This is a genomic window from Sinorhizobium sp. KGO-5 (assembly GCF_036245905.1).
In the GTDB taxonomy this organism is placed as follows: domain Bacteria; phylum Pseudomonadota; class Alphaproteobacteria; order Rhizobiales; family Rhizobiaceae; genus Sinorhizobium; species Sinorhizobium meliloti_A.
Genome location: NZ_BDIZ01000001.1, coordinates 601,061 through 615,983, shown reverse-complemented (window position 1 = coordinate 615,983; position 14,923 = coordinate 601,061). Strand labels below are relative to the sequence as shown.

The window sequence follows — 14,923 nt, the reverse complement described above, 5'->3', positions numbered from 1 at the left end:
CACGCGCCGCAACGCCGAAACCGTTGCGACTCCCCCCTTTTTGCCTCCCCGGCCGGCGCGTCAAAACTCTGTTGCACTGCGGCAGAAATTAACATACATTGGCGTCTGTATATTAGCTTTCCGGTATTTTCCACGCCGATACCGGCTCCGCTTCACCTCACTTTTGGACCGCGCAGCGCTTGCGAAACGCCGCGACTGCGGCCGGTCCTTTGACAATATGGACATTGCGATGCGCATGAACCGACCGATATTGGCCGCCGCGCTGGCATCCGTGATTTTTCTCGCGGGCTGCCAGAAGAATGAAGAACAGCAGGCCGCGGCTGCCGCCCCTCCGCCGTCGCCGGTCGCCGTCTTCACGACGAAGGCGGAACCGCTGCCGATCACCAACGAACTGCCCGGCCGCATCACCGCCACCCGCATCGCCGAGGTCCGCCCGCGCATCTCCGGCATCGTCGTCGAGCGCGTGTTCGAGCAGGGCACCATGGTCAAGGAAGGCGACGTGCTCTACCGCATCGACCCGGCACCGTTCCAGGTCAAGGTGGACAGCGCCGCGGCGACGCTGAAGCGCGCCCAGGCGGTGGTCGATCAGGCCAAGCGGACGGCCGACCGCCAGTCGCGCCTGAAGGAGGCGCAGGTCACCGCCGTGCAGCAGTACGACGATGCGATCGCGGCCCTCGCCCAGGCCGAGGCCGATGTCGGCATCGCCGAGGCAGGGCTCGCCGAGGCCAAGCTCAATCTGCAATATACGAACGTCACCGCTCCGATCAGCGGCCGGATCGGCCGGGCGCTGATCACCGAAGGCGCGCTCGTCAACACCAATGACACTCAGAACCTTGCAACGATCCAGCAGCTCAACCCGATCTACGCCGATTTCACCCAGTCGGCGACGGATCTGATCCGCCTGCGCAAGGCGCTCAAGGACGGCCAGTGGATGAGCGCCAACAACGAGGCCGAGGTTCAGCTGATCCTCGACGACGGGACGCCCTACGCTCTCAAGGGCAGGCTGCTCTTCTCCGAAGCCGCCGTCGACGCGACCACGGGCCAGGTGACGCTGCGCGGCGAATTCCCCAACCCGAACAACGATCTGCTGCCGGGCATGTATGTCCGCGTCCAGATCCAGCAGGGTTTGGAAAAGGACGCGATCACCGTCCCGCAGCAGGCCGTGCAGCGCAACAATGCCGGGCAGTCGCAGGTCTATGTCGTGAATGCCGACAACAAGGTTGAATTCCGCAACGTCACGCTCGGACGCACCGTCGGCGAGCGCTGGCAGGTGACCTCCGGCCTGAAACCCGGCGAAAAGGTCATAGTCGAGGGCTTCCAGAAAGTCGGCCCGGGCGCGCCCGTGCAGCCTTCCGACTGGAACCCGAACGCAAAGCCCGCGCCCGAACAGGCCAGCGCTTCGGCCGATGCCGGCGAAAAGCCCGGCACCGAAGTGAAGTGAGACCGATATCATGCCCAGTTTTTTCATAGACAGGCCGATCTTTGCCTGGGTGGTGGCGATCTTCATCATGATCGCCGGCATCATCGCTATCCCGCTCCTGCCGGTTTCGCAGTATCCGGATGTCGCACCGCCGCAGATATCGATCAATACCAACTATCCCGGCGCCTCCTCGCAGGACACCTATCAGAGCGTCACGCGGCTGATCGAGGACGAGCTGAACGGCGTCGAGGGGCTGCTTTACTTCGAATCGTCGACCAGCTCCTCCGGCTCGGTCTCGATCGACGCCACCTTCCAGCCGGGCACCGATCCAAGCCAGGCCTCGGTCGACATTCAGAACCGGGTGCAGCGCGTCGAACCGCGCCTGCCCGATCCCGTCAGGCAGCAAGGCGTGCAGGTGGACGAGGCCGGCGCCGGCTTCCTGCTGATCATCTCGTTGACTTCGACCGACGGTTCGATGGACGCGATCGGGCTCGGCGACTATCTCAGCCGCAACGTGCTCAGCGAAATCCAGCGCGTGCCCGGCGTCGGACGCGCCCAGCTCTTTGCGACCGAGCGCTCGATGCGCGTCTGGCTCGACCCCGACAAGATGCTCGGCCTCAACCTGACGGCGGCCGACGTCACGGCAGCGATCCAGGCTCAGAACGCCCAGATCGCCTCGGGCTCGATCGGCGCCCAGCCGAATCCGATCACGCAGCAGGTCACCGCTCCGGTCGTCATCAAGGGTCAGCTTTCGAGCCCGGAGGAATTCGGTGCCATCGTGCTCAGGGCAAATGCCGACGGCTCCGCCGTGCGGCTGCGCGACGTCGCGCGCCTCGAGATCGGCGGCGAAAGCTACACCTTCTCCACCCGCCTCAACGGCAGCCCCTCGGCGGCCATCGCCGTGCAGCTTTCTCCGAGCGGCAACGCGATGTCGACCTCGGCAGCGATCAAGGCGCGCATGGACGAGCTGGCGGAGTTCTTCCCGGAAGGGCTCGAATATTCGGTCCCCTATGACACCTCGCCCTTCGTCGCGGTGTCGATTGAGAAGGTGCTGCACACCCTCGTCGAGGCCGTCGGCCTCGTCTTCCTGGTAATGTTCCTCTTCCTGCAGAACGTCCGCTACACGATCATTCCCACCATCGTCGTGCCGGTCGCCCTGCTCGGCACCTGCGCCGTCATGCTGGCGATGGGCTTCTCGATCAACGTGCTGACGATGTTCGGCATGGTGCTGGCGATCGGCATTCTCGTCGACGATGCGATCATCGTGGTCGAGAACGTCGAGCGTATCATGTCGGAAGAAGGGCTCACTCCGAAGGATGCAACCCGCAAGGCGATGAAGCAGATCACCGGTGCGGTGATCGGCATCACCCTGGTGCTGGCTTCGGTGTTCATCCCGATGGCCTTCTTCCCGGGCGCCGTCGGCGTGATCTACCGCCAGTTCAGTCTTACCATGGTCGTCTCGATCCTGTTCTCGGCGCTGCTTGCGCTCTCGCTGACGCCGGCGCTTTGCGCAAGCTTCCTCAAGCAGGTTCCGAAGGGTCACCATCACGCCAAGCGCGGCTTCTTCGGCTGGTTCAATCGCGGTTTCGACCGGACGTCGCACGGCTACACGCGCGCCGTCGGGGGCATCGTCAGGCGGACCGGCCGCTTCATGGTCATCTATCTAGCGCTGCTTGCCGGCCTCGGCTGGGCCTTTCTCCAGCTTCCTTCGTCCTTTCTGCCGGACGAGGACCAGGGCTTCGTCATCGTGATGATGCAATTGCCTTCGGAAGCGACTGCAAACCGCACCACGGAGGTGATCGAGCAGACCGAGACCATCTTCGGCCAGGAAAAGGCGGTCGACACGATCGTGGCGATCAACGGCTTCTCCTTTTTCGGCAGCGGGCAGAATGCGGGGCTCGCATTCGTGACGCTCAAGGACTGGAGCGAGCGCGATGCTGACAACTCCGCCCAGTCGATCGCCGGCCGCGCCACGATGGCCATGAGTCAGATCAAGGATGCGATCAGCTTCGCTCTGTCGCCTCCGGCGATCCAGGGACTCGGGACGACCGGCGGGTTTTCTTTCCGCCTGCAGGACCGTGCGGGTCTCGGTCAAGAGGCGCTGGCGCAAGCGCGCGATCAGCTGCTCGGCCTCGCCTCCCAGAGCAAGGTCCTGACCGGGGTCCGCTTCGAGGGCATGCCCGATGCGGCGCAGGTCAGCGTCAATATCGACCGCGAGAAGGCCAATACCTTCGGCGTGACCTTTGCCGACATCAACTCGACCATCTCGACCAATCTCGGCTCGTCCTATGTCAACGACTTCCCGAATGCCGGCCGCATGCAGCGCGTGACGGTGCAGGCGGACGAGACGAAGCGCATGCAGACGGCGGATCTCCTGAACCTGAATGTCCGCAACTCCAATGGCGGCATGGTTCCGCTTTCGGCCTTTGCGGATGTGGAATGGGTCAAGGCGCCGACGCAAACGGTGGGCTATAACGGTTATCCGGCGGTCCGCATCAGCGGCGAGGCCGCTCCCGGCTACTCCTCCGGCGATGCGATCGCCGAGATGGAGCGCCTGGTGGCCCAGCTTCCCGCGGGCTTCGGCTACGAGTGGACGGGGCAGTCGCTGCAGGAAATCCAGTCGGGCTCGCAGGCGCCGCTCCTGATTGCGCTCTCCTGCCTGCTCGTCTTCCTGTGCCTGGCCGCACTCTATGAGAGCTGGTCCATTCCGGTCTCGGTCATCATGGTCGTGCCGCTCGGCGTCATCGGCGCCGTGCTTGCCGTGACGATGCGCGACATGCCGAACGATGTGTACTTCAAGGTCGGCCTGATCGCGATCATCGGGCTTTCGGCGAAGAACGCGATCCTGATCATCGAGTTCGCCAAGGAACTCCGCGAACAGGGCAAGTCGCTCATCGACTCGACACTGGAGGCTGCGCATCTGCGCTTCCGGCCGATCCTGATGACCTCGCTCGCCTTCACCCTCGGCGTCCTGCCGCTGGCGATCGCGACGGGCGCAAGTTCCGGCAGCCAGCGCGCCATCGGCACGGGAGTCATGGGCGGCATGATCTCGGCGACGGTGCTGGCGATCTTCTTCGTCCCGGTCTTCTTCGTGTTCGTGATGAAGATCTTCGAACGCGGAAGAGCGGCGCCGGAGGCGGCCAAGCCAGCATCCGAAACCGCCAGCCCGGCCGAATAATATCGAAGACGGCCCGCCCGCCTACGGCGGCGGGCGGGCCGTCGCCGAAGGAGAATTTGAATAGATGCGCCGAACCAAGGCCGACGCCGAGGCTACAAGACAGAAGATTCTGTGTGCCGCCGAGCGGATGTTCTACAAGAAGGGCGTTCCCAATACGACGCTCGAGGAAGTGGCGAAGGAGGCGGGCGTCACCCGCGGCGCCATCTACTGGCATTTCGCCAACAAGACGGATCTCTTCCTCGCCCTTTACGAGGCCGTGCCGCTGCCTCACGAAGACATGATCGCACGCGAGATCGAAACGGAAGCCTTCGACACGCTCGCCATCGTCGAGAGCGCGACCAGCGACTGGTTGACGACCCTGGCCGCGGACGAGCAGCGGCAGCGCATTCTCGCGATCATGCTGCGCTGCGACTACGACAATGACATGTCCGCCGTTCTCGTGCGCCAGCGCGAGATCGAGGAGCGCCACGATGCCCTTCTGGAGCTTGCCTTCGCCCGGGCACTGGAAAGGGGTCAGTTGCAGGAGCACTGGGCGCCGCCGACCGCGGCGCGGGCCCTGCGCTGGATGATGATGGGGCTCTGTACCGAATGGCTGCTGTTCGGCCGCCGCTTCGACCTCGTGGCCCAGGGGAGCGAAGCGCTCCAGTCTCTCTTTGCGGGCTTCCGGCGGGTGCCGGCGCGCGGCGATACCTCCCCACACCTCGGCCCTGGAGCGGGATGAGGAAAAGAGCGGGATGAGGAAAAACGTGTGCGGCTTTCCGCCCGCATCCCGCGTCTCAACTTCCTGAAACCGATCACGGTCGTGTTTTAGGTCGACCCGACCCAAAAGCATCGTGATCTAGCTGAGCACTTTGCGCATATCGACCGAGGTCGGGCGGGTGAAGCCTGGGTGGGCGGTTCGCGCCGTCTCCACGAAGCCCAAAGCCGCAAAAGCGGCCTGGTTCCCGGTGAGTTCGATGCGTGTCTGAAGCCTCAGCGCAGGCAGGCCCAGACCGCGCGCCGTTTCCTCGGCGGCGGCGATGAGCATCCGCCCTACTCCCTTTCCCTGGAAGCCGGGAGCGACGGCGAGTTTGCCGATATAGAGACAGTCCGCTTCCGGCTTGCAGAAGATGCAGCCCAGGAGGTCACGCCCGGCGACGGCCGCGAAGGCGATCTCGTCTCTTGCTTTCCGGTTAAGGGAGGCCGCCGTCAGCGCATGGGCCGAGGAGGGCGGATCGATGCGGCCGTCCATATAGGCGAAGGACGCACGGATCAGCGACAGCAACTCCTCGTAACGATCGAAGCTGGCGTCGATGCGAACCGTCTCCATGGCGTCCTCAGCGCGTGCCGCGCCGATAGCGGATCGTGTTGAACCGGGCGGCGAGCGCATCGTAGAGCAGCAGACGGCCGACCAGCGGCTCGCCGATGCCGGTGACGAGCTTGATCGCTTCCATCGCCTGCAGCGTGCCGATGACGCCGGTGAGCGCGCCCAGGACGCCCGCTTCGGCGCAGCTTGGCACGGTGCCCGGCGGCGGCGGCTCCGGGAAGAGATCGCGGTATGAGGGGTTCGGGTGCCCCTCGGCATCGGTCTCGTAGGGCTTCAGCACGGTGACCGAGCCGTCGAAGCGTCCGACGGCACCGGTGACGAGCGCCACGCCTGCCGCCGCGGCCGTATCGGCGGCGAGATAACGCGTATCGAAATTATCCGACCCGTCGACGACGAGATCGTATTGGCGCATGAGCGCATCTGCATTTTCGGCGTCCAGCCTGAGCGCGTGCGTCATGACCTTCACATGCGGATTGAGGGCGTCGATCGCCGCGGCGGCGCTCTCGACCTTCGGCCGCCCGATATCTGCGGTGGCGTGGATCACCTGACGCTGCAGGTTCGACAACGAGACCACGTCATCGTCGACGACCCCGAGCGTGCCGACACCGGCGGCCGCGAGATATTGCAGAGCCGGCGCGCCGAGCCCGCCCGCGCCGATGACGAGCACGCGCGCGGCCTTGAGTTTCTGCTGCCCCGGGCCGCCGATCTCCGGCAGCACGATGTGGCGTGCGTAGCGCGCAATCTCCGAAGGAGCGAGCGTCGCATCGGTCGTCATATGCGTCTCCATTTAATTTCCGCGGACGGCGCTCTATGTCACCCGGAAACGCGGCCGTTTGCAACGGCCAGATATTGAGCCCGCTCGCCAAGGGCGTCGAACATCGCCCGGTCGGTGCCCGTCATGAAGGCCTGGCCGCCGAGCCCATCGACCAGATCGAAGAGGGCGGCACGGCGTCCCCGGTCGAGATGGGCGGCGATTTCGTCGAGCAGCAACACCGGGGCGTGGCCGGTCATATCCCCGACGAGCCGTGCATGCGCGAGAACCAGACCGACGAGCAGCGCCTTCTGCTCGCCGGTCGAACAGCGCTCTGCCTCCATGTCCTTTTCCCGGTGGCGGATCAGAAGATCGGTGCGGTGCGGCCCGTCGAGCGTGCGGCCGGCGGCCGTATCGCGGGCACGGCCTTCGGCGAGCATTGCCAGATAACGCTCTTCGAGTTCAAAGGCGGGAATACCTGCACAGTCGTCGAGAAAGCCGGCGAGCGACAGGCTTGCGGACGGAAAGGTCCCATCGCTCCGGCTTCGCTCGACGAGGGCCGAGAGCAGGCCGAGCATCTCCTGACGGGCGAGCGCCATGGAGATGCCGAGCCCGGCCATTTCGCGCTCGATGGCCGACAGCCAGGCGGGATCGGGTCGGAATTCCGAGAGTAGCCGGTTGCGGCTGCGCATGGCGCGCTCGAACTCGCTGGCGCGCCGGCCGTGCCCGGGATCGAGCGACAGTACCAGCCGGTCGAGAAAACGCCTGCGGTCGGCGGAAGGGCCGGTGAAGAGGCCATCCATCGCCGGCGTGAGCCAGAGCACCCGGAGGTGATCGGTGAGTTCGTCGACCGTGCGGGCCGCAGTGCCGTTGAGTCTGAGGCGCCGTGATTGCCCCTCCTCGGCCCCTTGAGTCCCCGTGCCGATCTCCACCGACCCTTCCATGCCGTCGACGGCGGCGAAGATCGAGAAACCATCGGCGGCGCCGACGCGGGCGATATCGGCATAGGCAGCGCGCCTCAAGCCGCGCCCGGGCGAAAGAAGGGAGACCGCCTCCATCAGATTGGTTTTGCCCGCGCCGTTCTCGCCGGTCAGCACCACATGGCGCTGGTCGAGGTCGAGCGCCAGCGTCGCATAGTTGCGGAAGTCGCTCAGTTTCAGACGTGTGAGAAAGACCTTGTGGGGCATTGCGGGTCCGAATTCGACGTTGCTGTCAGGTAGGATGAAAGCCGGGCCAAGGCAAGGCGGAAAGGGGTGTTCCGTCTGCCTCTCTCCGGCCCGCGGCGATTCCGTGTCCGGGCTGCGCATTTCCGCCCAATCGCCTGTGGGAAAGCCCTTTTTTTCGGCCGCATCGGAACTTTCCCCGAGCGCGCAAGTACAATATGACAACTGCGTGACAATCGACAGTTGGATGGATCGCTGATGCTCGGCCTGTTTCGCAAGCTCCTCCCCCGGGAAGACCGTTTCTTCGACCTCTTCGCCGACCATTCGCGCACCGTCATGGGTGCGGCGGAGGCGCTGAACGCGCTTCTTGCCGGCGGCCCTGACATCGAAAGCCATTGCGACCGCATCGTCGCGCTCGAGAACGAGGCCGACGAGATCACCCGCGAGGTTCTGCTGGCCGTCCGCCGCAGCTTCATCACCCCCTTCGACCGCGGCGACATCAAGGATCTCATCCAGTCGATGGACGATGCGATCGACATGATGCACAAGACGGTGAAAACGATCCGGCTCTATGAACAGAAGAGCTTCGACCCCGGCATGCAGTCCATGGGCGCGGCGGTCGTCGAGGCCGCCCATCTGGTCGCCGAGGCCATTCCGCTCCTCAGTCGCATCGGCGCCAATGCCCACCGCCTCGGCGCCATCGCCGAGGAGGTGACGCATGTCGAGGATAGGTCCGACCAGCTCCACGAGCAGGGCCTGAAGGATCTCTTCCAGCGCCACGGCGCTTCCAACCCCATGGCCTATATCATCGGCAGCGAGATCTACGGCGAACTGGAAAAGGTCGTCGACCGCTTCGAGGACGTGGCGAACGAAATCAGCGGCATCGTGATCGAGAACGTCTGATGGATGCGACGCTCGCCTTCCCGCTGCTCGTGGGGCTCATTGCCGTCGCGCTTTTCTTCGACTTCCTCAACGGGCTGCACGATGCGGCCAATTCGATCGCGACCATCGTTTCGACCCGCGTGCTCCGGCCGCAATATGCGGTTTTCTGGGCGGCGTTCTTCAACTTCATCGCCTTCCTCTTCTTCGGACTGCACGTCGCCGAAACGCTCGGAACGGGCATCATCGATCCGGGTATCGTCACGCCGCAGGTGATCTTCGCGGCGCTGATGGGCGCAATCACCTGGAACATCGTCACCTGGGTCTTCGGCATCCCGTCGAGTTCCTCGCACGCGCTCATCGGCGGCCTCGTCGGTGCCGGGCTGGCCAAAACCGGTTTCAGCTCGATCGTCTGGCAAGGACTGCTGAAGACCGCCGGCGCCATCGTCATGTCGCCGGGCATCGGCTTCGTTCTGGCACTGCTGTTGATCCTGATCGTCTCCTGGGTTTTCGTTCGCCAGACGCCCTTCGCCGTCGACAGCACCTTCCGGGTGCTGCAATTCGTTTCGGCTTCCCTCTATTCGCTCGGCCATGGCGGCAACGATGCGCAGAAGACCATGGGCATCATTGCCGTGCTTCTCTTCTCGCAGGGCTATCTCGGCTCGGAATTCTACGTGCCCTTCTGGGTGGTCATCACCTGCCAGGCGGCGATCGCGCTCGGCACGCTCTTCGGCGGTTGGAGGATCGTCCACACGATGGGCTCGAAGATCACCAAGCTCAACCCGATGCAGGGCTTCTGCGCCGAGACGGGCGGCGCCATCACGCTGTTCGCGGCGACCTGGCTCGGCATTCCGGTTTCGACCACCCACACGATCACCGGCGCGATCATCGGCGTCGGCGCGGCGAGGCGGGTGTCGGCGGTGCGGTGGGGGCTCGCCGGCAACATCGTCGTCGCGTGGGTGATCACCATGCCGGCGGCAGCGTTGATCTCGGCGCTCTGCTATTTCGCCGTGGACCTCATCGCCTGACGCTTTCGCCAGGCACCCCGTTGGCATTGCCGTCGGCGGGGAGTATATTCCCGCTATCTAATAAAATTGCATTCGGAGGAGAGTGAAACTTCCATCGTATCTGGGGAGGAAACGATGACGGACGTCGAGTGGACGATCAAGGGCCGCGAATTCATCCATTGCAACTGCGCCTATGGCTGCCCGTGCCAGTTCAACGCACTGCCTACCGAGGGGCATTGCCGCGCGATCGGGGTCGTCGATATCGACGAGGGACACCATGGCGACACCCGGCTCGACGGCTTGAGATGCGGCATGATCGTATCCTGGCCCGGCGCCATTCACGAGGGCAGGGGCGCGGTGGTTCCGATCATCGACGAGCGTGCCTCCGACGAGCAGCGGGAGGCGCTGCTACGGATCATGAGCGGCCAGGACACCGAGCCCGGCGCCACCTTCTTCCAGGTGTTCGCGACGACTTTCGAGACCTTCCACGAACCGGTTTTCGCGCCGATCGATTTCGAGATCGACGTCGAAAGGCGCTCCGCGCGCGTCAACATTCCGGGATGGATGGAGGCTCGCGGCGAGCCGATCGTCAATCCGGTGACCGGTGAGGAGCACCACGCCCGCATCAACCTTCCGCACGGCTTCGAATACGACCGCTGCGAGGTGGGGCGCGGCTGGGCCGAGACGAGCGGGCCGCTGGCGGTTTCGCTCGCGGATTCGCACGCCCACTTCGCCAGACTGCACATGACCGGAAGCGGCGTGGTTCACTGACGTCATGCCGGCCGACACCGCGCTTGAAAGCCTGCTCAGACGGGATCGCGTCATCGTGGCAGCGTCGCTCGCCGCATTGACGGTGATCGCCTGGACATACACTCTTTGGCTGGCAGCAGCCATGAGCGGCGACGGCATGAGCATGTCCGGTCCCGGCATGGGAGCGGACATGCGGATGGACCCTGCCATGGAGATGGACGGCATGGAGATGGACGCCGGCGACGCCCCGTCGCTCGGCACCGTCCTCGGCATTTCACCGCGTCCCTGGAGTTCCGTAGAGGCCGGCGTCACTCTGACCATGTGGGTCGTGATGATGGTCGGCATGATGCTGCCTTCGGCAACGCCGATGATCCTGCTCTATGCCCGGGTCGGCCGGCAAAGCCGGAAAGAGGGCAAGCCCTTTGCGGCGACCGGTTTTTTCGCCGGCGGCTATCTCCTTGCCTGGGTGGGATTTGCGCTTGCCGCGACGCTTGGGCAATGGCTCATGGAGGGAACCCTGCTGTCGCCGGCGCTGGCAAGCGCCAGTCGCATCTTCAGCGGTGCCGTGTTGATCGTCGCGGGTCTTTACCAATGGACGCCGCTCAAGGATGCCTGCCTCAGCCAGTGTCAGACGCCGATCGTCTTCCTGCAGCGCCACGGCGGCTTTCGCCGCGACCCGGCGGGAGCCGTCGGACTGGGCTTGCGCCACGGGCTCTATTGCATCGGCTGCTGCTGGGCGCTGATGACGCTTCTTTTCGTCGGCGGCATCATGAATGTGCTCTGGATTGCGGCAATCGCCATCTTCGTGCTGGCGGAGAAGGTGTTCTTCCCGGGCCGCCTCCTCTCCCGTATTGCGGGCACGCTACTCATCGCCGCCGGCCTGTGGCAATTGGTTTCAGCTGCAATATAGGTGGATGGTGCCATGCAGGGAGACCGCCGAACAGGCCCTATCGGGCTGCCGCCGCCTTCTCCCAATTTCACGGGGAGAAGGGACAAGCCGCGCAGTCCCGGGCCCCTTCCCCGAGCGGCCGCATAGGGGAAGGCACAACATCCGAGACGTTACCTCAATCGCTCAACGTATCGAAGAAATCCTTCATCCGGGAGAAGAAGCCCGTCGATTCGGGATTGTTCTCCTTGGACGAGATCTGCTCGAATTCCTGCAGCAACTCGCGTTGGCGCTTGGTGAGCTTCTGCGGCGTTTCGATTTGAATCTGGATATAGAGATCGCCCGTCTGGCTGGAGCGCAGCACCGGCATGCCCTTGCCCTTGAGGCGGAACTGCTTGCCGGCCTGCGTGCCTTCCGGCACGGTGACGCGCGATTTGGTACCGTCGAGCGTGGTGACGTCGAACTTGCCGCCGAGCGCCGCCGTCGTCATGGAGATCGGCACGGCGCAATAGAGATCCGCGCCGTCGCGCTGATAGAACTCATGCGGCTTGACCGAGAGGAAGATGTAGAGGTCGCCCGCCGGGCCGCCGCGAAGGCCGGCCTCGCCCTCGCCGGAAAGGCGGATGCGCGTGCCGTCCTCGATACCGGCCGGAATGTTGACCGAGAGCGTCCGCTCCTCCACGACGCGGCCCTGGCCGTGGCATTTGGTGCAAGGGTCGGCGATCGTCTGGCCACGCCCGCCGCAGGTCGGGCAGGTCCGCTCGATCGAGAAGAAGCCCTGGGCCGCGCGGACGCGGCCGGTGCCCTGACAGGTGCCGCAGGTCTTCGGGCTGGTACCGGGCTTGGCGCCGGTGCCGGTGCAGACGTCGCAGGTGATCGACGTCGGCACGCGGATCTGCGCCGTCTTGCCGGAATAGGCCTCCTCGAGCGAAATCTCCATGTTGTAGCGCAGGTCCGCGCCGCGCTCGCGTCCGCCGGACGAGCGGCGCTGACGGCCACCCATCATTTCGCCGAAGATGTCCTCGAAAATATCGGAGAAGCCGTGCGCTCCGCCGCCGGCGAAGCCGTTGCCGAAGCCTCCGCCCATGCCGCCCTGCTCGAAGGCCGCATGGCCGTAACGGTCATAGGCTGCGCGTTTCTGCGGGTCCTTCAGCGTTTCATAAGCTTCGTTGATTTCCTTGAAGGACTTTTCCGATTCCTGGTCGCCGGGATTCCTGTCCGGGTGATATTTCATCGCGAGTTTGCGAAAGGCGCTCTTCAGCTCCTTTTCGTCCGCGTTTTTTTGAACGCCAAGCGTTTCGTAAAGATCACGTTTCATGCTTCAAAGATCGTCCTGTTATCAGCGACAGGGCTTGCCAGCGCGAAGGATCCGACGGCTGCCTGATTATCTTGCCACAGGATTTAGTAAACCTTTAAGCGCGATACCATAGCCAAGTCGGGGCCGAAGCCGTTTTTTGTCGGAAAACGGCGGTTTCGCAGCCACTTTCCTCCGCAGGGTCGGTTCGCTTCCACGCCTGGGGCCGCAGCCCATGAACTATCTATGAAAAAGCCCGGGATTGCTCCCGGGCCCGTTCATCGAAAGGCGAAGCCGTCAGGCCGACCGCTTACGGTCGTCTTCGTCCTTGACTTCCTCGTAGTCGGCGTCGACCACGTCATCGCCGGAGCGCTTGGCGTCGGCGGCGGCATCCGCATGGGCGGCGTCCGTCTGCTGAGCCTCATAGATCGCCTGACCGAGCTTCATGGAGACTTCCATGAGGGTATTGGTCTTGGCCTTAATGTCCTCGGCGTCCGGCTCGGAAGCTTCGACGGCGCTCTTGAGCGCTGCGATCGCATCCTCGATCGCCTTGCGGTCCGTCTCGGAAACCTTGTCGCCATGCTCCTGGAGCGACTTCTCCGAAGAATGGATCAGGCTTTCGGCCTGGTTCTTGGCCTCTACGCCTTCGCGGCGCTTCTTGTCGGCTTCCGCATTGGCTTCGGCATCCTTGACCATCTTCTCGATCTCGGCGTCGGAAAGGCCACCCGATGCCTGGATGCGGATCTGGTGCTCCTTGCCCGTGCCCTTATCCTTGGCGGACACCTGGACGATGCCGTTCGCATCGATGTCGAACGTGACCTCGATTTGCGGCACGCCGCGCGGTGCCGGCGGAATGCCGACGAGATCGAACTGGCCGAGCAGCTTGTTGTCGGCCGCCATTTCACGCTCGCCCTGCGAGACGCGGATCGTCACGGCGGACTGGTTGTCGTCGGCCGTCGAGAAGACCTGGCTCTTCTTCGTCGGGATCGTCGTGTTGCGCTCGATCAGGCGGGTGAAAACGCCGCCGAGCGTTTCGATACCGAGCGAGAGCGGGGTGACGTCCAGCAGCAGCACGTCCTTGACGTCGCCCTGCAGAACGCCCGCCTGGATCGCGGCGCCCATGGCAACCACTTCATCCGGGTTGACACCCTTGTGCGGTTCCTTGCCGAAAAGCTGCTTCACCGTTTCCTGAACCTTCGGCATGCGGGTCATGCCGCCGACGAGAACGACTTCGTCGATCTCGGCAGCCGAAACGCCGGCATCCTTGAGCGCGGCCTTGCAGGGTGCGATGGTCTTCTGGATCAGGTCTTCGACCAGGCTCTCGAATTTGGCGCGGGACAGCTTCATCGTCAGGTGCTTCGGACCGGAAGCGTCCGCCGTGATGAACGGCAGGTTGATTTCGGTCTGCTGCGAGGACGAGAGTTCGATCTTCGCCTTTTCGGCAGCTTCCTTCAGGCGCTGCAGCGCGAGCTTGTCGTTCTTGAGGTCGATGCCCTGCTCCTTCTTGAACTCGGAGGCAAGATATTCGACGAGGCGCATGTCGAAGTCTTCACCGCCAAGGAAGGTGTCGCCGTTGGTCGACTTCACTTCGAAGACGCCGTCGCCGATTTCCAGGACCGAGATGTCGAACGTGCCGCCGCCAAGATCGTAGACGGCGATCGTCTTGCCTTCCTTCTTGTCGAGGCCGTAGGCAAGGGCCGCTGCGGTCGGCTCGTTGATGATGCGCAGCACGTCGAGACCGGCGATCTTGCCGGCATCCTTCGTGGCCTGGCGCTGGGCGTCGTTGAAGTAGGCCGGAACGGTGATGACGGCCTTTTCGACCTTTTCACCGAGATAGGACTCGGCCGTTTCCTTCATCTTCTGAAGGATCATCGCGGAGATCTGCGACGGAGAGTAGCTGGTGCCATGGGCTTCGACCCAGGCGTCGCCATTGTCTGCCTTGACGATCTTGTAGGGGACCATCCCCTTATCCTTCTGGGTCGTGGGATCCTCGAAGGTGCGGCCGATCAGGCGCTTGATCGCAAAAAGCGTGTTCTCGGGATTGGTCACCGCCTGGCGCTTGGCCGGCTGGCCGACGAGACGTTCGCCGTCTTCGGTGAATGCCACCATGGAGGGGGTCGTGCGCGCGCCCTCCGCATTCTCGATCACCTTCGCGTCCTTGCCGTCCATGACGGAGACGCAGGAGTTGGTCGTTCCCAGGTCAATACCAATAACTTTAGCCATGTCGTTCTCTCCTTGCAGCGGACTGTCGGAACCCGGTCAGGCATTCGTGGGACAGCCCCTAACGGG

The 14,923-nt window shown here is 64.1% G+C and carries 12 protein-coding genes; 7 read left to right on the top strand and 5 right to left on the bottom strand.

Annotated elements, in window-relative coordinates:
• Positions 1 to 217 precede the first annotated feature (217 nt).
• The 3 genes from BHD07_RS02845 (at position 218) to BHD07_RS02835 (ending at position 5,319) form a co-directional block, all read left to right on the top strand.
• Positions 218 to 1,441 (top strand): efflux RND transporter periplasmic adaptor subunit, encoded by a 1,224-nt coding sequence (locus BHD07_RS02845; protein WP_275596999.1) that lies wholly within the window; start codon positions 218 to 220, stop codon positions 1,439 to 1,441.
• 10 nt (positions 1,442 to 1,451) lie between these two features.
• On the top strand, positions 1,452 to 4,598 hold the full coding sequence (locus tag BHD07_RS02840) for an efflux RND transporter permease subunit (protein ID WP_100669887.1): 3,147 nt from the start codon (positions 1,452 to 1,454) through the stop codon (positions 4,596 to 4,598).
• Between the two features lie 64 nt (positions 4,599 to 4,662).
• The gene (locus BHD07_RS02835; RefSeq protein ID WP_275597000.1) at positions 4,663 to 5,319 is read left to right on the top strand and encodes a TetR family transcriptional regulator; all 657 of its coding nucleotides are present in this window, start codon (positions 4,663 to 4,665) and stop codon (positions 5,317 to 5,319) included.
• 117 nt (positions 5,320 to 5,436) lie between these two features.
• On the opposite strand, the gene BHD07_RS02830 is transcribed toward BHD07_RS02835, so the two are convergent.
• From BHD07_RS02830 to recF, 3 genes are read right to left on the bottom strand one after another with little or no spacing between them, the layout of a single operon-like run.
• Entirely contained in the window at positions 5,437 to 5,907 is a 471-nt protein-coding gene (locus BHD07_RS02830) for a GNAT family N-acetyltransferase (protein WP_100669889.1), read from the bottom strand.
• Positions 5,908 to 5,914: 7 nt separating this feature from the next.
• Positions 5,915 to 6,691, bottom strand: coding sequence for a molybdopterin-synthase adenylyltransferase MoeB (locus BHD07_RS02825; protein WP_275597001.1), 777 nt, complete (start codon positions 6,689 to 6,691; stop codon positions 5,915 to 5,917).
• A 26-nt stretch (positions 6,692 to 6,717) separates the two neighbouring features.
• Positions 6,718 to 7,842, bottom strand: a complete 1,125-nt coding sequence (recF, locus tag BHD07_RS02820) for a DNA replication/repair protein RecF (protein ID WP_275597002.1) — start codon at positions 7,840 to 7,842, stop codon at positions 6,718 to 6,720.
• Between the two features lie 234 nt (positions 7,843 to 8,076).
• On the opposite strand from recF, the gene BHD07_RS02815 reads away from it, so the two are divergent.
• From BHD07_RS02815 to BHD07_RS02800, 4 genes are all read left to right on the top strand, one after another.
• Entirely contained in the window at positions 8,077 to 8,721 is a 645-nt protein-coding gene (locus BHD07_RS02815; protein WP_100669890.1) for a DUF47 domain-containing protein, read from the top strand.
• A complete protein-coding gene (locus BHD07_RS02810) occupies positions 8,721 to 9,725 on the top strand; it encodes an inorganic phosphate transporter (protein ID WP_018093815.1) in 1,005 nt (334 codons plus the stop codon). Before BHD07_RS02815 ends, BHD07_RS02810 begins: the two co-directional genes overlap by 1 nt.
• A gap of 114 nt (positions 9,726 to 9,839) precedes the next feature.
• A complete protein-coding gene (locus BHD07_RS02805; RefSeq protein ID WP_100669891.1) occupies positions 9,840 to 10,475 on the top strand; it encodes a DUF1326 domain-containing protein in 636 nt (211 codons plus the stop codon).
• Between the two features lie 4 nt (positions 10,476 to 10,479).
• A complete protein-coding gene (locus BHD07_RS02800) occupies positions 10,480 to 11,364 on the top strand; it encodes a DUF2182 domain-containing protein (RefSeq protein ID WP_100669892.1) in 885 nt (294 codons plus the stop codon).
• Between the two features lie 154 nt (positions 11,365 to 11,518).
• On the opposite strand, the gene dnaJ is transcribed toward BHD07_RS02800, so the two are convergent.
• Positions 11,519 to 12,658 carry a molecular chaperone DnaJ gene (gene dnaJ / locus BHD07_RS02795; protein ID WP_018093812.1) on the bottom strand — a complete coding sequence of 380 codons (1,140 nt, stop codon included), beginning with the start codon at positions 12,656 to 12,658 and terminating at the stop codon, positions 11,519 to 11,521.
• Positions 12,659 to 12,931: 273 nt separating this feature from the next.
• Complete coding sequence (gene dnaK, locus BHD07_RS02790) at positions 12,932 to 14,857, bottom strand: molecular chaperone DnaK (protein ID WP_100669893.1); 1,926 nt, start codon at positions 14,855 to 14,857, stop codon at positions 12,932 to 12,934.
• Between the last annotated feature and the right edge of the window lie 66 nt (positions 14,858 to 14,923).